Here is a 19,186-nt window from a genome sequence, read left to right on the forward strand (position 1 = left end):
GGCAGGCCCTGTCGGGGCTGGTGCGACGGAGCACTGATCGGCCGATTCGGTGAGTGCCGTCGCGGTCACGACCGCTCCTCCGGCGTGCCGGGTGCTCCGTCACTCGGTCCAGGGACTACGCGACGTCAGCGAGTCCGGGCGACGAGTTCACCAGCTGTCAAGCTGAGTTGGTCGAGTGCTTCGGTCACCTGCTGCTGCGTCCTGGGCGCGGTGGCGACGCGCCTGGCGTTGTCGAGCTTGCTGTCGAACACTTTCCAGGACCGCGCCGTGTAGCTCTCGGCGTTCACCTTCGATGCCTGTTCGACGGCTTTCCTCAGCGCTGACGCGTTGAGTTCGGGCGCGGTGGCCTTGATCGGTGCGAGGCCGGTGATGGCCTTCTTGATGGCTTTGGTGGCTGTGTTGATCTGCGCCTGGGTGGTCTCGGGGTCGTCGGCGGCCGCGAGGGCCTTCTTACCCGCCTTGACAGCGCTCTTGAGGCTCTTGACGGACTGCTTGGTGTACCGGTGAGATTTGTCGAGCTTGGCCTCTCCGTTCTCGATGGCCTGGGCCAACTTGGTGACGTCGACCGTTACTTCCGCGCCGATGCCCCGCAGGTTCTTGATCGCCGCGGTGAGGGCGGTTGTCGCCTTGTCGACCTCGGCCTGCGTGTGATCGGTGGCCTCGCCTTCCGTCTGCAGGGCATCAAGGAGCGCCTTGGCCGGTGCCAGCTTCTTGGCGAGGGCCGCCAGGCTTTCCTTGGTGAAAGTGTCGCTCATCGCCGAAAGCGTGGTTGCCTGCTCGACTGCCGGCTTCAGCTTGGTCACGTCGAGCGGGACGATCTTCTTCGCCCTGATCGTCATCTCGTAGAGGCCACGGGCCCACTCGGCGGCGCCGTTGTGAATCATGTCGTAGCTGTCGCTGTTCTGGAACTTGATGTAGCGGAAGGTCTTTCCCGTCATGTCGTGCGCCTGGAAGCCGGGGAAGTTGTTCTGGTTGTTGTTGACGGCCGTGGTCCAGGTCTTGTTGTCGTTGGACCCCAGGATCGTGTAGCGGTGGGCGTTGTCGGACCCGCTCACCGTCTTGAACGACAAGGCGATGTTCGTCAGCTCACGCTGCTCGCCCAGGTCGACGGTGACGTAGAACTTGTTGTTACGGCCCTTGTACGCCTGTTCGGTCCCGTCGTAGTTGTCCATGTCGGAGTCGATACCGTTGAACGCCTGGCCGACGTCGTAGCGGTGGACGATGCCCTGCTTCTCCAGCGCTCCGCCCGGGCAGGTCACCCAGTCCGTGGTGCCGGAGGTTCCGTTGGGGTCGAACTTGTCGCACTCGTAGAACGCGCCGGGCTTCTGGTAGTCGATGACACGGGGTGTGTGGTCGGCGGGGTCCACCTTGCCCAGTTCACCCTCAGCGGTGCTGATGCGGACGGCCTCGTCCGTGCCGTCGCCGGCCTGCACGGTTCCCCTGTTCAGGCTGACGCTGACCTGCTGGGCGTACTTGACCGTGAGCTTGCCGGGAGCCGGTGCGTACGCCGAAGCAGTGATCTCCTTGCCGTTCTTGTCCCTGCCGATCAGCACCTGCTTTCCGGTCGCCGCGCCGGGCCCCTCGGCCTCGTCGTCGATCGTCAGCGGCAGCCATACCGTCGTCGAGTTCTCGAGGTCGTTGACGACCCAGCGGCTGCCGTTGAAGAGGTAGACGGGCTTGTCCTTGGTCCCCAGGTTCCAGACGCCGCCGACCTGGCTGCTGTAGGTCGTGTTGTCGGCGAAGGGCTGCAGCGGCGTCCACGTCTTCTCACCGTTACGGTAGCCGTACTCGTCACGTTCCGCGCTGAGGCCGCCGGCGAGGCTCGCGGCGCGGTTGTACATGGCCTGGTTCTTGTACCAGCCGGACTGGCCGGAGGTGAGCAAGTAGACGTACTTGCCGCCGGGACTCCGGATGGCCTGGGGGGCTTCCCGGTGGTCTGTGACGTTGATGTCGTATTCCTTGGCCGGCACGACGGATGTCATGTCCTTGTTCAGCTCCCACACCCGCATGTACAGGTGGTCCGAGCCTGTGATCAGGTACGACTTGCCGTTGCCGCCGAACTCCTTCTCGTCCGTATACAGGGCGTAGTCGCGGCTGCCGAAGCCGAGGTTCTGGCCGTAGCGGGCCGGTACCGGGTCGGCGCCGTCCATCGTGTAGTAGACCTCGGCGTTGTAGGTCGGCGACAGGACGCGTAGTTCGCCGTAGCCGAAGAGGCCGGCGTCGTTGTTCTGCCAGTCGCCCGACTTGAAGTTCATGACCGGCTCGAACACCGGTACGTCCTCGGCCCCCTCACTCCCCGCCTTGGCAAGGGAGAAGCTGGTGGTCGCGACGTCGGAGAAACGGGTCCTGTCGAAGTCGGTGGACACCGCCTTGAGCACCAGGCCGTCGGTGATCGAGATGTCGGGCACCTTGTAGCGGTTGTCCCATTGCCAGGCCGTGTCGCTGGTCCTGGGGTCGGAGCCGTCGGTGGTGACCAGTACCTGGTACTTGTCCACATCGAGGTCCGCGGTCACGTAGGCGCGGTCGCCGTCGTTCGCGACGACCGACTTGCTGCCCTTGTTGACACCGGCGTTCTCGTCCACACGCGGCGCGATCCGGGGCGCGACGAGCTCTTTACGCGCGCCGCTGTCGTCCTCCACCGACGTGTACGTCTCACTGGCGACTGCCGAGCGGTCCATCTCGTCCACGATCGGCGTGGTGTCGTCGTTCGGGTTCGGGTCGTACGCCTCGTCGGCGCCACCGCCGTACCCCTTCGCCGCGATACCGGCCGCCTTCGTGGGGTCGGACTTCGCCGCGGGGTAGCGCACGATGTAGGAGCCAGGGCTCGGGTTGATCCCGGCGGCCTTGGCATCCTCGTAGGCTGATTGGTCGTACGGCGTCATGCGCACGGCGCCGGCCTTGAGCGTCATGTCGTCGTGCAGGTCGTTGAAATTGAAGGTCCACCAGGTGCCCTCCTGAACGGAGGAGCCGTACAGGTCGTCGCTGTTGCGCGCGGGCTTGTCCGGGTCGTAGCCACTGCCGCGGGGGCCGGTGGGCTTGGGAAACGTGGAGATCTGCGGCGGGTAGTCGCTCCCCGTGGTCGGGGCCTCGGCGCTCCCGTCGTACGCACCGCTCTTGCCTGCGGTGTCGTAGTCCTTGCGCAGCTGCCCGACGCGGTCGCCCATCGCGTCCTTGAAGTCGGTCGACCCCGCCTGGCCCTTGCCTCCGACGTTCAGACTGGCTCCGGGACGTGCGTGTGTCGCGACGACTTTGTAGGGACCGGTGGGCTTGTCGGCGACCAGCGCCATCGTCTGAGAGGCGCTGTAGGTGGCCTTGAGCTCCCAGTGCACCCAGACCACGTACTTACCGCTCGGCGCGCGCTCGAAGTCGATGCGCTCCAGCTTTGCGTTGGCCAGGGGATGCGTCACCGTACCGTCGGGCATGGTGTAAGTCGTGTCGGCGTCGGCGATCACCTTCAGGAGCGACTTGTTGCGCCAGTCCTTGCCCCGGTAGAGGGCCAGGCTGGTACCGCCTGCCGAGGCATCGAGCTGGGTCGCGCCGATCGAGTAGTAGTAGCCATCGACATCGGTGTTGTCGAGGCCCGGGCCCGCCATCGGCTTTCCGTCGGAAGCCAGTCCGGTCGCGTTGTCGACGGTCAGCGTGTCGTCGGCGGCTACCGCCGGCACGCTGTCGGCCGCGACGGCGGCAGGCGCGAGGGCGACCGCCACCGCCAGTGCGAGCGCTACGCCCGTGAAGGGGGCGGCGCCGCGTGACGAATTCCGCCTCGCCCTGATTCCAGGAGCGGTCCTCATGCGATTTCCTCCTTGCCACCGCGATGCCGCGGTTCCACAGCGCTCGAACTCGCCGCCTCACCAGGGGCGGCCGTGTCCCGGGTCGGCGTTGAGCGCACGGTGCCGAGCAAAGCCGCACCCGCGAAGGCTGCGGCGGCTCTCGTTGCGTTGCTCATGATGGATCGAGGTCCTCTCCAGAGCTTTCGACTCCCGCGTGGGTTACGGGAGCCGGCATGTCTCACACGGGAATGCGTAGACCCGGGACACCGTCGGCGTTACGAGCAGCACACACAGGACCCGAAATGTTTACGCAAACATGACAGGGAGGATGCCAACCGGCGGAGGGTTAGGCAATGGGCGCGGCAAGACTTTCTCCACTCGAACCTGTGGGAATCTGTTGACTGTTGCGTGATTGCGGGGAACCTTCGCAGGTGAGGGGCCACCTCGGCCGACGGGTCATCAGCTCCCTTGCGAGCCGGTCCACTTCGGCGGCACGGCCCACGATCCAGCCAGGCCGGGCGATCACCTCCTCCTGCTCAGCAACGGCGAAGGCTTACGCATACCCGGCTCACGAGCCCGGTCGACCGCCGACCGCCAGAGGCGCCGTCAGGGCGGCAAGAGGTGGTGCGCCACCCCCAGGAGCGGCTTGACGCATTGCCGGGAGGGCACGCCGCGCCCGCGCCGAGCGAGACGTCTTCGGCGCGCTCCACTGGTGGAAGATGTTGGAACCTGATCATCTACGACATCAGGCCCTGGTTGTACCGCTCGGGCGCCCCGGGGCATGCCGACGGACGCGGCCCGGAGCATCCGGCGGACGCGGCCCGGCATGCACGGCCAACCCGCCACGGCTCACCTGCTTTACGCACCCGGGCACGCCGTGAAGGGCCCGGGTGGCACACCAGGCCCCTTTTGCTCTCGCTAATTCTGCGTCCGGTAAGACTCACGAAGCGGTGCGCCGGTACCGGGCCGGTCGAAAGGAGCCGCCGCCCGCCGCCCGGACAGTGAACGAGCTGACGGCTCCGGCCCCGCGGGCGGCTTCAGACACTCCGATCGGCAGGCGGAAGCGTCTCCTGCGGAAGCGGCTGCCGCAGAACGGCGGCTCCCCCAGGCGGCAGGGTGAACCCGTCACCGGCCGACGGCCCTATGAGCACCTCCCCCGACAGGCCAGGAAGGGGAGCCGGCGCGTCACCGCGGTTCACGAAGAACAGATAGCGGCTGTCGCTGTCCCGGCGTACGACGTGTTCGACCATGCCCCGCGCTGCCTCGGGCAAGTCGCTCGCCACGCCTGACGGGGCCAGCAGCCGTGGCAGCAGAGCGGCCAGGCCCTCGATCCCGAGGCGGGTGGAGACGTACGCGGCCGTTCCTCGGCCGGTTGCGCGGCGGGTGACCGCCGGGCGTGACGCATAGGTCCCGGTGCGATAGTGGACCAGAGTCTCCACGTCGGTGGCATCGATGCTGATGCGGTCGGTCCACAGGCTGCCGGCCGTGTCGTTGTCGAGGTCGACGGTGTCGCCGTCGAGCAGGGGTCCGAACTCCTCGATGCGAATGCCGAGCAGGTCGCGCAAGGCACCGGGATAGCCGCCGAGCCAGACGTGGTCGTTCTCGTCGACGATCGCGGAGAAGTAGGTGGTGACCAGGTGGCCGCCGCCCTCGACGTACCGGGTGAGCTCCTTGGCGAGCGGCTGCGCCACCACATGCAGGACGGGCGCGATCACCACGTCGTACGGGTTCAGGTCGGTCGTCTGCGCGGGAACCACGTCGGCACGGATGCCCAGGCGCATCAGGGCCGCATACCAGTCGAGGGCCTCACGGTGGTAGTCGAGAAGGGACGTGGGATGGGAATCCTGTTCGCTGGCCCACCAGGAGTCCCAGTCGAACAGGATCGCCACGCGAGCAGGCTCACGCTCACTCCCGGCAAGCGGTGCCAGCACATCCAGCGTGTGCCCCAACGCGACGACGTCGCGGAAGAGTTCGCTGTCCTCACCGGCGTGGGGCACCATCGCCGAGTGGTACTTCTCCGCGCCTGCCGCGGACTGGCGCCATTGGAAGAAGCACACGGCGTCGGCGCCGTGCGCCACGTGCAGCAGCGAGTCGCGACCCAGATCTCCGGGATTCTTGGGCAGGTTGACGGGCTGCCAGTTCACGGCGCTGGTGGAGTGCTCCATCAAGAACCACGGGCGGTGACCCGCGATGCCGCTGGTCAGATTGGCGCAGAAGGACAGCTCGTCACGGTTTCGCGGGCCAAGGACCGTGTAGTGGTCGTTCGAAACAAAATCGACAGCACCGGCCCAGTCCGCGTAGTTCATGCCCTTGATCCCGCTCATCACCATGAAGTTGCTCGTGACGGGGGTATTCGGGGTGATCTCGGTCAGTACCTCGCGCTCGGCGAGCAGATGGTCTTTCAGAGCGTCGGAGGAGAAGCGTTTGAAATCGAGCTGCTGCGTCGGGTTGGGATGAGAGGCAGCGAGGCGAGGTGGCAGGATCTGGTCCCAGGCGCTGTAGCGCTGGGACCAGAAGTCCGTGCCCCAGGCGTTGTTGAGAGCGTCGAGCGTGGTGTACCTGCGGCGCAGCCAGCCGCGGAAGGCGTGGGCGGCATCGTCGGAGTAGTCGTAGATGTTGTGGCAGCCCAGTTCGTTGTTGACGTGCCAGGCCACGAGAGCCGGGTGGTCGGCATAGCGCGTCGCCATCTCTCGTACCAGGCGCAGCGCGTGTTCCCGGAAGACGGGTGAGGTGGGCCGCCAGTGCTGTCGTGCACCTGGCCACAGCGTCTCGCCGGAGGCGGTCACCGGAAGGATCTCGGGGTGCGCGGTGGTGAGCCACGGCGGCGGCGAGGCCGTGGCGGTCGCGAGGTCGACACCGATCCCGCCCGCGTGGAGCAGGCCCATCACCTCGTCGAGCCAGTCGAAATCCCATGTGTCCGCGGTGGGTTGAAGCCTCGCCCAGGAGAAGATCGCCAGCGAGACGAGGTTGACCCCTGCCTGGCGCATCAGCCGGATGTCCTCCTCCCACACCTCCCGCGGCCACTGCTCGGGGTTGTAGTCGGCGCCGTAGACGAGGCGCCGGGCACCGTCGCCGTCCTTCGGGTAGGGGATCCGGGAGGTGCGGGGGGAGGTCATGCAGGTCCTTCCTCGGGCCGGTGGTCAAGAAGGGAGGATCGAGAGCCCTCGGGTGTGCTACTTCTGGACGGTGAAGCCTTGCTTCTGGCCGTAATCGAGAGACTTGTCCCGCCACGCCTTCAGGCCCTCGGGCAGCGTGGCGCCGGAGACGTACGCCTTGCCGACGGTGTCGTTGAAGATCGAGTTGGCGTACACCTGGTACGGCAGGTACTTCCACCCGGCCGGCACACCCTTCGCCGAGTCGGCGAAGATCTTGTTGGCCTTCTGGCCGCCGAAGTACGGGAACTCGGTGTCCTGGAACGCCTGGGAGTTCAGGTCCTTCGCCGTCGCGGGGAACGCGCCGTTCTTGATGCGGGTCTGCACGCCGGGGCCCGAGTTCGCGTACTCGACGAAGGCGTAAGCCAGCTCCTTGTTCTTACCGAGCGCGGGCACGGCCAGTGAGCTGCCGCCGTTCTCGGAACTCGCGCTTTTGCCCTTCTCCCACTGCGGCAGCGGGGCCACGCGCCAGTCACCGGCGGCGTCCTTCACTCCGGAGGCAAAGTTGGCGGGCATCCAGGCTCCGATGGGCAGAGTAGCGATCGTGCCGTCTCCCAAGCCCTTGTACCAGTCGTCGCTCCAGCCGGCGATGGGCGAGAGGAGCTTCTCGTCGATCAGCTTCTGCCAGGTGGCTGTGTACTTCTTGGCACCCGCGTCGGTGAAGTCGATGCCGACCTCCGTGCCGTCGACCTTGTAAGGGTGCGAGCCGGCCTGCCAGAGCAGGCTGGTCGTCAGCCCAGCGTCGCCGACGTCGCTGGTGATGTACGCCTTCGGATCGGCCTTGTGCAGCTTACGGCCGGCCTCGACGTACTCGTCCCACGTCGTGGGCACCGCGATCCCGTGCTTGTCGAAGACCTTCTTGTTGTAGAAGAGAGCCATGGGCCCGGAGTCCATCGGCAGGCCGTAGATTCCGTCGTCGAACTTCACCGAGTTCCAGGGGCCGGGCGAGTAGGAGCCTTCCAGCTTGCCTGCGCCGTAGGGCGTGAGATCGGTGATCTCCTTCGTCAGCGCGTACTGCCCAAGCGCGTAGTACTCCAGCTGTGCGACATCGGGAACGCCCTTCTTCGCCGAGATGGCGTTCTGCAGCCCCTTGTACTGGTCGTTGCCCGTGCCCGCGTTGACTAGCTCGATGTCGACCTCGGGGTACTTCTTCTCGAAGTCGGCGGCGACCTGCTTCAGCGTGGGTTCCCACGCCCACACGGTGACGGTGCCGCCCTTCTTCAGTGCGGCCTGGAGGTCCGCGGCGCCTATCTTCTTCTGACCGGAGTCGTCGTCGGAGCCGCCGCAGGCGGTCGCTGCCAGGGCCAGGGCGCAGACGAGACCGAAGCCGCGCAGCAGGCGGCGGGAGTGCTGGGACATCACGGTACTTCCACTTCTTCGTGGTTCGACAGGACTTACGTACGAAAGGAAGGCGAGGAGCGCCGCGGGGCGACGCTCCGGTATGGCTACTCCTTGACGCTGCCGGCGGAGAGTCCGGACTGCCAGTACCTCTGGAGCAGCAGAAAGGCGGCGATCAGCGGCACGATCGTGAGGAGCGAGCCGGTGACGACCAGGTTGAAGACGGCTTCACCGCCGGCTGTCGCCGCCTGCTTGTTCCAGGCGTCGAGGCCGAGGGTGAGCGGGTACCAGTCGGGGTCCTTCAGCATGATCAGCGGAAGAAAGTAGTTGTTCCACGTCGCGACCGTGGTGAACAGCAGCACCGTGACCGTGCCGGGGGCGAGCAGAGGCAGGGCGACCTGGAAGAAGGTACGCAGCTCGCTCGCGCCGTCGATTCGGGCAGCTTCCATCAGTTCGGTGGGGATCGCCTCGGTCGCGAACACCCACATCAGGTACAGGCCGAAGGGAGAGATGAGCGAGGGGATGATGACGGCCCACGGGGTGTCGGTCAGCCCGATCTTGCTGAACATGAGGAAAGTCGGAACGGCAAGTGCCGTGGTGGGCACGGCGACTGCTCCGATGACGACGGCGAACACAGCGCGCTTGCCGGGAAACCGGAACTTGGCGAGGGCGTACCCGCCGAGTACGGCCAGGAAAGTGGCGCCGCCGGCACCCACCACCACGTACAACAAGGTGTTCAGCAGCCAGCGGCCGAATACCCCGTCCTGGTATGTGAAGGTCTGGCGCACGTTGTCCCACAGTGCGAGGTCACTGTCGAACCACAGCCCGAACGAACCTGACAGACCCTGCTGCGTTTTGGTGGCACTGATCAGCAGCCAAACCAGCGGTACGAGGCTGTAGAGCGCGACGACGCCGGTGAGCGCGGTCAGCAGAACGCTGCGGCGCGGGCGGCCTCGGGTCTGCCGCCGACGGGGAGGGCGGAGCCGGGGGGCGCCGGCCGTCGACACCTCGATGGACCGGGCCTCGGCAGTCGGCGGCACCGTGTCCCGAGTACTGCTCACCGTCATCACTCTCACGCTTCCTTGCGCATGCCGCGCAGCTGGACGACATAGGCGACGACCATCGTGATCACGCCCATGACGATGGCGACGGTCGCGGAGTAGTTGTGCTGCTGTCCGGAGAAGGACAGCGAGTACGTGTAGTAGTTCGGGGTGTAGTCGGTGGTGATCGCGTTCGGCGCGAGCTTCTGGAGGATCGCCGGCTCGTTGAAGAGCTGGAAACTACCGATGATCGAGAAGATCGTCGCGATGACGAGGGCGCCGCGGATGGCCGGAAGCTTGATCGCCGAGATGACCCGCCACTGGCCGGCGCCGTCGATCTCCGCCGCCTCGTAGAGCGAGTGCGGGATGACACGGAGCGCGGCGTAGAAGATCAGCATGTTGTAGCCGACGAACTCCCAGGTGACGATGTTGCCGATCGACGCCAGGATGAGGTCCGAGGAGAGCGGGTCCGGCAACTGCGTGCCGAAGGCATCGTTGATGTCCCCGATCAGTCCGAAACGCGGCCCGTACATGAAGCCCCACATCAGGGTTGCGACGACCGCGGGCACGGCGTACGGCAGGAATACGGCGATCCGGAAGAAGTCCTTGCCGTACAGGCGGCCGCTGTCGATCGCCAGGGCGACCAGCAGGGCGATGCCGAGCATGATCGGCACCTGGATCAGCAGGAACAGACCGACCCGGATGACGCTGCCCCAGAACTCGCTGTCTTGCAGAGCCTGTTGGTAGTTGTCGAGGCCCACGAAGGTGGTGCCCCCGATCAGCTGCGTCCGGAACAGACTCAGATAGACCGAGTACAGCAGCGGCGCCAGGAAAACGAGCACGAAGACCAGCACGAAGGGGCCGATGAATCCCCAGCCCGCCCAGGAGCGCCGCGATCGTCGCCCCGGTGGTCCGACCCGACGGCTCCCGGCGGCCGTCGGCAGTTGAAGCGTCGCCATCTCGCGTCCCTCGCTCGTCCTTCGCCGAATCGAAAAGGAGATTCACGTAAACGTTGCAGGCCGGTGAACCGGCTCGACCGCTCGCCGCCCAGGCGTTATGTTTACGTAAACATTCGATGGCGGCATGTCTACACTGCCCCTAGATGAGCGGTCAAGGGTCGTTCACGAAGCGACGGTTGATGAGGGAGACGGTGGACGGAACAGAGGCAGATCTCACGGCAGCGGGTAAGCGCCTTACGAGGCCGATCCACGCGGATCGCGCCCCGCGTCGTCGCAGGACCGTGTCCATGGCAGACGTCGCCCGGACCGCGGGCGTCTCCTCGCAGACGGTCTCCCGTGTCTCCAACGGCTTCCCGGGGGTCAACGAGGAGACCCGCCAACTGGTCCTCGCCGTGATGAAGGAACTCGGCTACCGCCCCAACAGTGCCGCCCGGGCACTCAAGCGCGGCGAGTTCCGCACCATCGGCGTGATCACCTTCACCCTCGCCACGACAGGCAACGTCCGCACCCTCGAAGCCATCGCCACCTCGGCCGCGCAAGAGGGGTACGCGGTGACACTCATCCCGGTCGCCGTCCCCACCCAGGACGAGGTGCGCGGCGCCTTCTCACGCCTCGGCGAACTCGCTATCGACGCGGCCATCGTGATTATGGAGGTGCACCTCCTCGACAAGGCGGAGCTGTCCTTGCCGCCCCATGTGAAGGTGGTCGTCGCGGACTCCGACGCCGGAGACCGTTACACGGTCGTCGACACCGACCAAGCCGGCGGCACCCGCGATGTCGTCAACCATCTTCTCGGTCTGGGGCATCGCACCGTCTGGCACCTGGCAGGCCCCGAAGAGTCCTATGCCGCCCAGCGCCGCTCGGACGCGTGGCGCACGGCGCTCCAGGAAGAGGGGCGCGTGCCGCCACCCCTCGTACGCGGAGACTGGTCGGCGGAGTCCGGCTACCGCGCGGGCCTGCGCATCGCCGACGAAGCCGACTGCACCGCCGTGTTCGCCGCCAACGACCAGATGGCGCTGGGGCTGCTGCGCGCCCTCAACGAGCGCGGACGCAAAGTCCCCGAGGATGTTTCGGTCGTCGGCTTCGACGACATCTCCGAGGCCAGCTCGTTTCAGCCTCCGCTGACCACCGTCCACCAGGACTTCGCGGAGGTGGGCCGCCGCTGTGTGGAGGGTGTTCTGCACCATGTGCGGGAGAGCACACCGGAGCATGGCACCACCATCGTCCCGACCCGGCTCGTGATACGGGACAGCACGGCCCCGCCGCCCCGGTAGCCACACGAAAGGCTCCGGCGCACGGAGCGGGTCAGCGGCTCCCGGGCCCCGTCCGCCCGCCGGGCGGAAAAGTGATCTCGATCAGGGTGCCGCGGCCTGGCACGCTGTCCAGGCGTACCCGCGCATGATGGAGCTCGGCTACAGCGGAGACGATGGACAGGCCCAGACCGGTGTCCCCGACCGCACGGCTGCGGCCTTTGTCCGCCCGGTAGAACCGGTCGAATACATACCCCTGGGATTCCGGCGGGGTGCCCGGCCCCCGGTCTTCGACCCTGAGCACCACCGCGTCCCGGGTGGCGCTCAGCTCGATGCCGCACGGGGCGTCCGGGGCTGTGGTGCATACGGATGTTTCCCAGAAGGTTGGCCACCAGACTGCGGAGCTGAGCCTCGTCGCCCAGAACGGTGACGCCTTCCTGGACGCGGACGCTGCAGGGGCGGTCCGGTTCCACGGCTGCGGCATCCAGACAGGACTCGGCAACCACACGGCTGAGATCGACGGGTTCCAGTTCCGTTTCATCCTCCTCGTCGAAGCGCGCCAGCATGAGAAGGGACTCGACCAGCCGCGTCCTGCGCTGGATCTCCGAGGCCATGCGTTCCAGGGCGGTATCGACCGCGGCGGCGTCTGGCAGGGCCCCGTGCTGGTAGAGCTCGGCATAGCCCCGCAGGGATTGCAACGGGGTACGCAGTTCGTGGGACGCGTCCGCGACGAACTGACGCATACGTTCCTCGGACGACTCGCGTGCCGTGAGAGCGGCCTGTGCTCGAACTGCGTCACCGGCTCCGGGCACGCGCCGAAGACCAGATCCGGGCCGCCCGGGCCACCAGCCTGCGCAATCTGCCCCTGCACCACACCCCCAGAACCGGGTCTGGCTGGAGATAGTCCAGATCGCGCTGGACCTGCTGGCCTGAATGCCCATGCTCGCCCTCACCGGCCGGGCGAGGCTCTGGGAACCGCGCCGCCTGCGGTTCCGACGGTTCTCCGCAAAAGGCCTGCTCGTCACCTCCGGCCGGCGCCGCATCCTCCGCCTCGCCGGCACTGGCCTTGGACCGGCGAGATCACCGCAGCCCTTGAACGGCTCGCGCTCCTGCCCGATCCCGGCTGACCAGCAACGCACCACCCCTGCGACAGCACCACCCGCCCCGGCAGCGGAACCCGGTGCCCACCCGCCGCGACAGCCGGGCCGCCGGCCTGCCCACCATCAGCTCTCGAAAGCGAAAGGGCCCGCCGACTCCGCCCCGTCGGCAGCCCCTCACGAAAGATCGAGGCTAGTAGGAGCCGGACACTGTGGGGTAGTCCGTGTATCCCTCCGCGCCACCCGCGAAGTGCGTGTCGCGGTTGTCGGCGGCGAGAGGGTGGCCGTGGGTGAATCGATCGACGAGGTCTGGATTGGCGATGAAGGGGGCGCCGAAGGAAACCGCGTCGGCCAGTTGCCGTTCGAGCAGTTCGTTGCCGCGCGCTTGCGTGAAGCCGAGGTTGGCGATGACGGCGCCGTGGTAGTGGGCGCGGTAGCGAGTGAAAGCGGTGAGGGTGTCGGTTCCTGTGTCGGGTTCCGGGCCGAGGAGGTGGAGGTAGGCCAGGTTGCTGCCGTTGAGGCGCTTGAGGAGGTGGTCGTACTCGTCCAGCATCTCGGCGTCCGCGATGAAGGCGGTCCCGCTGTTCCAGTAGGGGGAGAGTTTGATGCCGATGCGGTCGCTTCCCCACACGCTGCTGACGGCGTCCACGACGTCGAGGAGGAACTGGGCCCGCTTTTCACTGCTGCCGCCGTAGGCGTCGGTGCGCTGGTTGAGGCGAGGGTTGAGGAACTGGGCCACGAGATGGGATACCTGCGCGTGGATCTCCAGGCCGTCGAATCCGGCGCGTAGGGCGTTGGCGGCTGCCTCCCTGTAGGCGCCGATCGTGGTGGCGATCTCCGCGGCGCTCAGGGCGCGCGGGGTGAGAGAGTTCTTCGGGCCGTCGGAGGTGTAAGACATCTCGTGGGGATTGATCGCTGAAGGCCCGGCGGGGATCCTGCCGCCGTGGTGATCCGGGTGAGAGGCGGCGCCGGCGTGGCCGAGTTGCGAGACGATCCTGCCTCCCGCGGAGTGCACAGCTTCGGTGACCTTGATCCAGCCGGCGGTCTGGGCGCCGGTGTAGATGCCTGGGACGTTGATGAAGCCGATCGCGTCCGTGCTGACCCAGGTCCCTTCGCTGATGATCAGGCCAGCGCCGGCGCGCTGCGTGTAGTACGTGGCGTGCAGGTCCGTGGGGGCCAGATCCTCGTTGTCGGCCCGCGAGCGCGTCATGGGAGCCATGACGACGCGGTTGGGCAGCTTGAGCGCGCCCAGTCGAACAGGCTGCAGGAGGGGCTGGGTGCCGGGTACTGAGGTCAGGTCGGACATGAACATCTCTTTCGTGATGGGAGGCGCTCCGCGCGGACACGAGGAGCACGAGCGGGTCGGTGGGATCAGTCCTGCTTGAGAGCGTGGAGGGCGGACAGGGGGCCGCCGAGCTGGATGAGGCGTCCTCCCTCGCGCAGCGTTCCGAGGTCGACGGGGGCGAAGCCGAACTCGGAGGTCAGGTCTTTCACGGTGTCCTTGGCGTCGGCGTCGTCGCCTGCGAGGAACAGCACCTGCCGCCCCGCCTCGTGGCATGGCTCGGGTGCGATGAACTGCGCGTAGAGGGCGTTGAATGCCTTGACCACGCGTGCGCCGGGAAGCAGGGAGGCCACGTATTCGCTGCCGGTGAAGTCGCCCAGGTCGGCGATCTCCGGTTTCGGGGAAAGGGAGGCGAACTGGTTGGTGGCGTCGACGACGATGGTTCTGTCCAGGCGAGGGAGCCCGGCGACGGCGTCAGGGATCTGCGGCCAGGGAACCGCGAGCACGACGAGGTCAGCGGCGGCGGCCTCCGCAGGAGACGCGGCTGCCGCGAGCGCGCCGAGGTCCTTGCCCAGAGGGGCCAGGGAGGCAGGTCCTCGGCTGTTGCTGAGCACGACCTCGTGGCCGTGACGGATCGCATGCCGGGCGATGGCCTGGGCGATTGCCCCGGCTCCGAGCATTCCGATCTTCATCAGGCGGCCCCGTGTCCGGAGTCGGCCGTCCGCGGTGTGGTGAGCAGGACGGTTCCGCTCTTGGCCGGGCGCCGGGCATGCTCGATGGCCGCCTTGAAGTCGGCGAGGTCGTAGCCGGCCGCGACTTCCAGCAGGTCCGGCGTGTTCTGCGCCAGGTCCTGGGCGAAGGCGACATCCTCAGCCCGCTCCCTGGGGGTGCGGCTCAGCCAGCGCAGTATCGACACTCCCCGCACCGTCAGCTCCCGCGCCATGAGAGGCAGCGCCTCCAACGATGTCGTGCCGGAACTCAGATGTCCGTAGGAGATCAGAGTTCCGCCGTCGGCGAGCAGTTCGGCGAGGTCCGGGGTCATGGATCCGCCGACACAGTCGAGGACCACCTGGACGCCCCGCTCGCCGGCATGGCGGCGGACCTGTTCCCGCCAGTCGTCGTCGCATGTCGCGATCGTGGGCTGGGAGGGGTACAACGTCCGCATCTTCTCGGCACCGGAGGTGCTGCGCACGAGGTTGATCAACTGCAGGTCGTGCCGGACCGCGGCTGCGCCGACCAACCTGCCGATGGACGAGCCGGCGGCGGTCTGAAGAACCGGACCCGTCTGCCCGCCCAGGGCCTTCTCCATCGCGCGATACAGCATGCACAGCGTCAGCGGGTTGACCAGCATCAGAGCTGCGGTCTCGTCGCTGACCCCGTCCGGCACCGGCACTGCCAGATCGGCTGGGACCACGACGAAGTCGCTCCACGTTCCCGGCGCCGGGAAAACCGCGACCCGCTGCCCCGGGCGCAGTGTGCGGACGTCCGCTGCGACACTCTCGACGATGCCCATTCCCTCCACTCCGGGGGTCCGGGCCCCCGGCTGCTGTTCGGGCCGCCCCGGCAGGCCCTCCACACCGATCAGGTCCCCCGGATGGATGGGCCGGACCAGCATGCGGACCAGAACCTCTCCGCTGCCGGGAGTCGGCCGGCGGGTCTCCTCCCTCAGCGTCAGTACCTGTGCGGCTTCCCCTTGCCGCGTGTGCTCGACGGTGCGCATAGGCGCCTCCACTCACTCTTTGATGATGTTCATCATTAAAATAATGATGAGGGGTAACATCGAAAACGTCAAACGCTGCCGACACAGGAGGGCGGCCATGCCGCGGATCACCAGGGAAGACAAGGCCAGGAACCGGCAGAACATCGTCGAGGCAGCCGGGCGCATGTTCCGCTCGCAGGGCGTCGATGCCGTAGGCATCGCCGAACTGATGAAAGAAGCGGGCCTGACCCACGGCGGCTTCTACAACCACTTCGCGTCCAAAGACGATCTGGCCGCCGAGGCGTGCGGCGCCTCGTTCAATGCCTCTCTGGGCTCCCTGGAGCAGATCCTTGAGGAAGGCGCCGATCTCGCCGGCCCACCACTGAAGCGAGTGGTGGACAACTATCTTTCGGCCGCCCACCGCGATGCCTCGGACGGCGGCTGTCCCTCCGCCTCCCTGGTCATCGACGCCGGACGGCACAGCGACACGGTCCAGAGCGCCTACGCGGCCGGCGTGGAGGGGTACCTCACCCGTTTCGCCGAGGAGTTCGCCCGCGAGCGCGAAGGGGAGATCACCTCACAGGAGGCGCGGGAGGGCGCGGTACTGCTGCTCAGCCGACTCGTAGGGGCGATGGCCCTCGCCCGCGCCGTGAGCCACGTCCAGCCCGAACTGTCCGACGAGATTCTGCGGACCTGCCGCGCCCACCTTCTCGGCTGACCGGCTTCGCACCCGCCGTCCCTGCGTCGTCCCGTCCGGCGGCGAGCCGCACGGTCACGTCAGCTTGCCGGGACTTCGTCCTCCTGGCACCACCCGAGTTGACAGCGGGCGGATGGAACAAGCTGCGCCGCCCTGTCGGCCAAATCGTTTGACGACAGCCTCGGCGAGCATCCAATGAACCCGGACTTTCCGGGGCCTGGCGACGGGTCAGATCCAATGAGATCCGATGGCGGTTGACAACAGGGTCAGATGACGCCCGAGGTCCGACGAAGCGGCAGAAGCGAGGGACAGCGTGGCTAATCTCCTCTACAAGCTTGTGTCGGCCGACCAGCAGTCGGCCGACGGCCAGAACCTCGTCCTGGCCCAGGCCGGGATCGAAGACCCGGTCGTCTTCGAGGAGGAGCCCGGCACTTCCACCCGCTGAAGCGCCCGAAGTTCGGCGAGCTGCCGCCCTACGCGCGGCCGGGCGGCACCGTGCACATCTCCGAGATGTTCCGGCTCGTGCGTGGCACCGGGCACACCCTCAACGTGCTCGACATCCTGCACCGCGACCGCCTCGCCCCGCGCATCCACAACGGCGCGTTGTCCGGCATGGACCTCACCGCGCCCGCCACCCGCGCACCGGGGAAGTGCTGTCCACCGTGAAGTGCTGACGAGCTCGTGCAGGGTAAGCGGTGAGACGTCGAGACTCCTGATCGTCGATCATGGTCATGTGGTGGGGAACGCGTCTCGTGCAGCGATCATCAGCGAGCGGAGGATCACGGGCTTGTCTTTTGACGTGATTGCTGAGCTCGCATCTGAGATCGGTCCGTTGTGGCCTGGACGTCACCAGCCCTGGCTCACCTCCCGGCCGCGGAAACGGGCGGTGGGCGCAGGCGCGAAGCACCGGCTGGTGTTCGTCGACCGGCTCCTGGCCACTCTCGTCCATCCCTTGAGCAGTCGGGGCAGGAGGCCGCCCCGGCTCGGGGAAGGTCGCCAGCCCGCGCGACGTGTGTCCGGACACGGGCGTGGCCCGCCTTTCCTACGGCCAGGCCCGCGCTCTGCTGGACGAGTACACCGCCGTACGCGGGCCGGGGGCCGGCTGGGATCCGCATGAGTACCGCCACTCGGGGCTGACCGAGCTCCGTGTACAGGGCGCTCGGTGTACAGGGCGCCTCCCTGCTGATCCTGATGGCGAAGTCGCGGCACAAGAAGCCGGAGAACGTCCGCCGCTACTTCAAGCCGTCCCACGAGGCGATCTCGGAGCCGACCAGCCTCCTCGCACCCGGCGACGGACGCCGCTGAGTCACCGGTCTGGGCGTACCGCGCGAACGGGTCGGGAGGCCGTTTCGTTCAGGGAGACGGCGTTGTGCCAGGTAAGGAAGCGTCGACATCCTGCGGATGTGTTCGCCTGTCGGGGAGTCCGGGATGATTCTGCCGGAAGGCGTCCTGATGTTCGAGGATCTACCGTCTCTCGTATACACAGCACACACACCGTGGGGCTCAGCGATGCCCGCCGGATCATCGACGCGGGTATCACTGAGGCCGACCGTATCGGCTCCCCCAGCAACATCGCCGTCGTGGACGCGGGCGGCAGCCTGGTTGCTCACGCGCGGATGGACGGAGCCCAGCTCGGCAGCATCGAGCACTCCATCGACAAGGCGCACACCAGCGTTCTGTTCCGGTCGGCCACCGGCGATCTGGCCAGGGACTCCGAGCCGGGCGGGCAGTTCTGGGGCATGGCCCTGTCAGGGCTGGGCCGGGTGCTGGTCTTCGCGGGCGGCGTCCCGCTCAGGGCCGATGGAGAGGTGGTGGGCGCGGTCGGGGTCAGCGGCGGCTCACAGGAGCAGGACACCGCCGTAGCCAGGGCCGCGGCCACGGCCTTGTAGACAAGCCGGCCGCGGGTACCGCGGCTGGGCGGGGGCATCCGGGGGTCGGTGCCCGGAACAGCCCGGACACCAGCACAGGAAGGCTCAACCACCATGGCGGGACCGATTCTCATCACCGGAGCGGGCAGCGGCTTCGGCAAAGAAGTCGCGCTGCGACTCGCGACGGCCGGGCACCAGGTGATCGCGGGCGTGGAGATCATCGCCCAGGTCAGCGCGGTGCGCGCCGAGGCGCGGGCGCGGGGCGTCGAACTGCGCGTGGAAAAACTCGACGTCACCGACCCCGGCGACCGCGAGAACGCCTGGTCCTGGGACATCGAGGTCCTCCTCAACAACGCCGGGGTCTCCGAGGGCGGTGCCACCGCCGACATCCCTGAGGAACGGCTGCGCCGGCAGTTCGAGGTCAACGTCTTCGGGCCCGTCCTTCTCACGCAGGGCATCGCCCGTCAGATGGCCGCGCGCCGCAGTGGGCGCATCGTCTTCATGTCCTCGGTCGCCGGACTGACCGTCGACCCGTTCACCGGTGCCTACGCCGGATCGAAGCACGCGGTGGAGGCGTTCGCCGACGCGCTGGACCAGGAGCTGGCCGAGTTCGGCGTCACGGTCGCCACGATCAACCCCGGCCCGTTCTTGACCGGCTTCAACGACACCATGTTCGAGACGTGGAAGGAATGGCGCGACGACCCCGCCGGCCGCCTCTACGACTACGCCGAACTGGCCTTCCCGCACGAGCAGTACGACCCCGAGCCGGTCTTCGAGCGCACGGTGCGCGTCCTGCTCGGCGAGGAGAGCCGCTACCGCAACCTGCTGCCCGAAGAGATGGAGCCACAGGCCCGTCGGCAAGTCGACGCCCTGTGGGACCGGAAGCTCAACGACGGCAGCCGCCCCGCCCTCGTGCAGAAGGCGTACGACATCAGTCCGGCCACACCAATTCGGAACTGACTTCCCGCAGTCCCGAGCAGCCCGTCAACCGTCTTTCCGCACCCTCAAGCCACAGGGATGGCTCCAGGCTGACG

15 protein-coding genes and 4 pseudogenes are annotated in these 19,186 nt (G+C 67.4%); 9 read left to right on the top strand and 10 right to left on the bottom strand.

What is annotated here, in order from left to right; genetic code table 11:
* Nucleotides 1–125: 125 nt before the first annotated feature.
* The 5 genes from ACFWM7_RS05675 to ACFWM7_RS05695 all read right to left on the bottom strand — a co-directional run bounded on the left by ACFWM7_RS05675 (nt 126) and on the right by ACFWM7_RS05695 (nt 10,259).
* Complete coding sequence (locus ACFWM7_RS05675) at nt 126–3,791, bottom strand: discoidin domain-containing protein (protein ID WP_383255455.1); 3,666 nt, start codon at nt 3,789–3,791, stop codon at nt 126–128.
* Between the two features lie 1,016 nt (nt 3,792–4,807).
* A complete protein-coding gene (locus ACFWM7_RS05680) occupies nt 4,808–6,886 on the bottom strand; it encodes a beta-galactosidase (RefSeq protein WP_383255457.1) in 2,079 nt (692 codons plus the stop codon).
* A gap of 57 nt (nt 6,887–6,943) precedes the next feature.
* Nucleotides 6,944–8,281, bottom strand: a complete 1,338-nt coding sequence (locus tag ACFWM7_RS05685; RefSeq protein ID WP_383255459.1) for an ABC transporter substrate-binding protein — start codon at nt 8,279–8,281, stop codon at nt 6,944–6,946.
* Nucleotides 8,282–8,367: 86 nt separating this feature from the next.
* The gene (locus ACFWM7_RS05690) at nt 8,368–9,327 is read right to left on the bottom strand and encodes a carbohydrate ABC transporter permease (RefSeq protein ID WP_383255461.1); all 960 of its coding nucleotides are present in this window, start codon (nt 9,325–9,327) and stop codon (nt 8,368–8,370) included.
* A gap of 5 nt (nt 9,328–9,332) precedes the next feature.
* Nucleotides 9,333–10,259: a carbohydrate ABC transporter permease gene (locus ACFWM7_RS05695; protein ID WP_383255464.1), complete on the bottom strand. Its 927-nt coding sequence runs from the start codon at nt 10,257–10,259 to the stop codon at nt 9,333–9,335.
* Nucleotides 10,260–10,546: 287 nt separating this feature from the next.
* Here ACFWM7_RS05695 and ACFWM7_RS05700 point away from each other — a divergent pair, with 287 nt between their 5' ends.
* On the top strand, nt 10,547–11,533 hold the full coding sequence (locus tag ACFWM7_RS05700) for a LacI family DNA-binding transcriptional regulator (RefSeq protein WP_383255467.1): 987 nt from the start codon (nt 10,547–10,549) through the stop codon (nt 11,531–11,533).
* A 31-nt stretch (nt 11,534–11,564) separates the two neighbouring features.
* Here the strand turns inward: ACFWM7_RS05700 and ACFWM7_RS05705 are convergent, their stop codons facing one another.
* Both ACFWM7_RS05705 and ACFWM7_RS05710 read right to left on the bottom strand, forming a co-directional pair.
* Nucleotides 11,565–12,050, bottom strand: a complete 486-nt coding sequence (locus ACFWM7_RS05705) for a sensor histidine kinase (RefSeq protein ID WP_383255470.1) — start codon at nt 12,048–12,050, stop codon at nt 11,565–11,567.
* 64 nt (nt 12,051–12,114) lie between these two features.
* Nucleotides 12,115–12,252: pseudogene (locus ACFWM7_RS05710) on the bottom strand (histidine kinase dimerization/phospho-acceptor domain-containing protein); the annotation flags it as partial.
* A gap of 32 nt (nt 12,253–12,284) precedes the next feature.
* On the opposite strand from ACFWM7_RS05710, the pseudogene ACFWM7_RS05715 reads away from it, so the two are divergent.
* Nucleotides 12,285–12,636 (top strand): annotated as a pseudogene (locus tag ACFWM7_RS05715) (transposase); the annotation flags it as partial.
* Between the two features lie 163 nt (nt 12,637–12,799).
* Here ACFWM7_RS05715 and ACFWM7_RS05720 read toward each other — a convergent pair.
* From ACFWM7_RS05720 to ACFWM7_RS05730, 3 genes are all read right to left on the bottom strand, one after another.
* Nucleotides 12,800–13,912, bottom strand: a complete 1,113-nt coding sequence (locus tag ACFWM7_RS05720) for an alkene reductase (protein WP_383255472.1) — start codon at nt 13,910–13,912, stop codon at nt 12,800–12,802.
* Nucleotides 13,913–13,977: 65 nt separating this feature from the next.
* A complete protein-coding gene (locus tag ACFWM7_RS05725; protein WP_383255475.1) occupies nt 13,978–14,580 on the bottom strand; it encodes an NADPH-dependent F420 reductase in 603 nt (200 codons plus the stop codon).
* On the bottom strand, nt 14,580–15,608 hold the full coding sequence (locus ACFWM7_RS05730) for a zinc-binding dehydrogenase (protein WP_383255476.1): 1,029 nt from the start codon (nt 15,606–15,608) through the stop codon (nt 14,580–14,582). Before ACFWM7_RS05730 ends, ACFWM7_RS05725 begins: the two co-directional genes overlap by 1 nt.
* 97 nt (nt 15,609–15,705) lie before the next feature.
* On the opposite strand from ACFWM7_RS05730, the gene ACFWM7_RS05735 reads away from it, so the two are divergent.
* From ACFWM7_RS05735 to ACFWM7_RS05765, 7 genes and pseudogenes are all read left to right on the top strand, one after another.
* The gene (locus tag ACFWM7_RS05735) at nt 15,706–16,305 is read left to right on the top strand and encodes a TetR/AcrR family transcriptional regulator (RefSeq protein WP_383255533.1); all 600 of its coding nucleotides are present in this window, start codon (nt 15,706–15,708) and stop codon (nt 16,303–16,305) included.
* Between the two features lie 292 nt (nt 16,306–16,597).
* Entirely contained in the window at nt 16,598–16,729 is a 132-nt protein-coding gene (locus ACFWM7_RS05740) for a hypothetical protein (RefSeq protein ID WP_383255478.1), read from the top strand.
* A 50-nt stretch (nt 16,730–16,779) separates the two neighbouring features.
* Nucleotides 16,780–16,950: a hypothetical protein gene (locus tag ACFWM7_RS05745; protein WP_383255481.1), complete on the top strand. Its 171-nt coding sequence runs from the start codon at nt 16,780–16,782 to the stop codon at nt 16,948–16,950.
* Nucleotides 16,951–17,017: 67 nt separating this feature from the next.
* Nucleotides 17,018–17,233, top strand: a pseudogene (locus ACFWM7_RS05750) (transposase); the annotation flags it as partial.
* Nucleotides 17,234–17,258: 25 nt separating this feature from the next.
* Nucleotides 17,259–17,589 (top strand): annotated as a pseudogene (locus ACFWM7_RS05755) (site-specific integrase); the annotation flags it as partial.
* Between the two features lie 191 nt (nt 17,590–17,780).
* On the top strand, nt 17,781–18,173 hold the full coding sequence (locus ACFWM7_RS05760) for a heme-binding protein (RefSeq protein WP_383255483.1): 393 nt from the start codon (nt 17,781–17,783) through the stop codon (nt 18,171–18,173).
* A 93-nt stretch (nt 18,174–18,266) separates the two neighbouring features.
* Nucleotides 18,267–19,112 (top strand): SDR family oxidoreductase, encoded by an 846-nt coding sequence (locus ACFWM7_RS05765; RefSeq protein WP_383255485.1) that lies wholly within the window; start codon nt 18,267–18,269, stop codon nt 19,110–19,112.
* Nucleotides 19,113–19,186: the final 74 nt, after the last annotated feature.

This window comes from Streptomyces sp. NPDC058375 (genome assembly GCF_042723425.1).
Classification (GTDB): domain Bacteria; phylum Actinomycetota; class Actinomycetes; order Streptomycetales; family Streptomycetaceae; genus Streptomyces; species Streptomyces durocortorensis.

Excerpts from the sequence above, each read along its gene's own strand:
- ACFWM7_RS05675 (WP_383255455.1), bottom strand. The coding sequence starts at position 3,791 with ATGAGGACCGCTCCTGGAATCAGGGCGAGGCGGAATTCGTCACGCGGC.
- ACFWM7_RS05680 (WP_383255457.1), bottom strand. The coding sequence starts at position 6,886 with ATGACCTCCCCCCGCACCTCCCGGATCCCCTACCCGAAGGACGGCGAC.
- ACFWM7_RS05685 (WP_383255459.1), bottom strand. The coding sequence starts at position 8,281 with ATGTCCCAGCACTCCCGCCGCCTGCTGCGCGGCTTCGGTCTCGTCTGC.
- ACFWM7_RS05690 (WP_383255461.1), bottom strand. The coding sequence starts at position 9,327 with ATGACGGTGAGCAGTACTCGGGACACGGTGCCGCCGACTGCCGAGGCC.
- ACFWM7_RS05695 (WP_383255464.1), bottom strand. The coding sequence starts at position 10,259 with ATGGCGACGCTTCAACTGCCGACGGCCGCCGGGAGCCGTCGGGTCGGA.
- ACFWM7_RS05700 (WP_383255467.1), top strand. The coding sequence starts at position 10,547 with ATGGCAGACGTCGCCCGGACCGCGGGCGTCTCCTCGCAGACGGTCTCC.
- ACFWM7_RS05705 (WP_383255470.1), bottom strand. The coding sequence starts at position 12,050 with ATGAAACGGAACTGGAACCCGTCGATCTCAGCCGTGTGGTTGCCGAGT.
- ACFWM7_RS05720 (WP_383255472.1), bottom strand. The coding sequence starts at position 13,912 with ATGTCCGACCTGACCTCAGTACCCGGCACCCAGCCCCTCCTGCAGCCT.
- ACFWM7_RS05725 (WP_383255475.1), bottom strand. The coding sequence starts at position 14,580 with ATGAAGATCGGAATGCTCGGAGCCGGGGCAATCGCCCAGGCCATCGCC.
- ACFWM7_RS05730 (WP_383255476.1), bottom strand. The coding sequence starts at position 15,608 with ATGCGCACCGTCGAGCACACGCGGCAAGGGGAAGCCGCACAGGTACTG.
- ACFWM7_RS05735 (WP_383255533.1), top strand. The coding sequence starts at position 15,706 with ATGCCGCGGATCACCAGGGAAGACAAGGCCAGGAACCGGCAGAACATC.
- ACFWM7_RS05765 (WP_383255485.1), top strand. The coding sequence starts at position 18,267 with ATGGCGGGACCGATTCTCATCACCGGAGCGGGCAGCGGCTTCGGCAAA.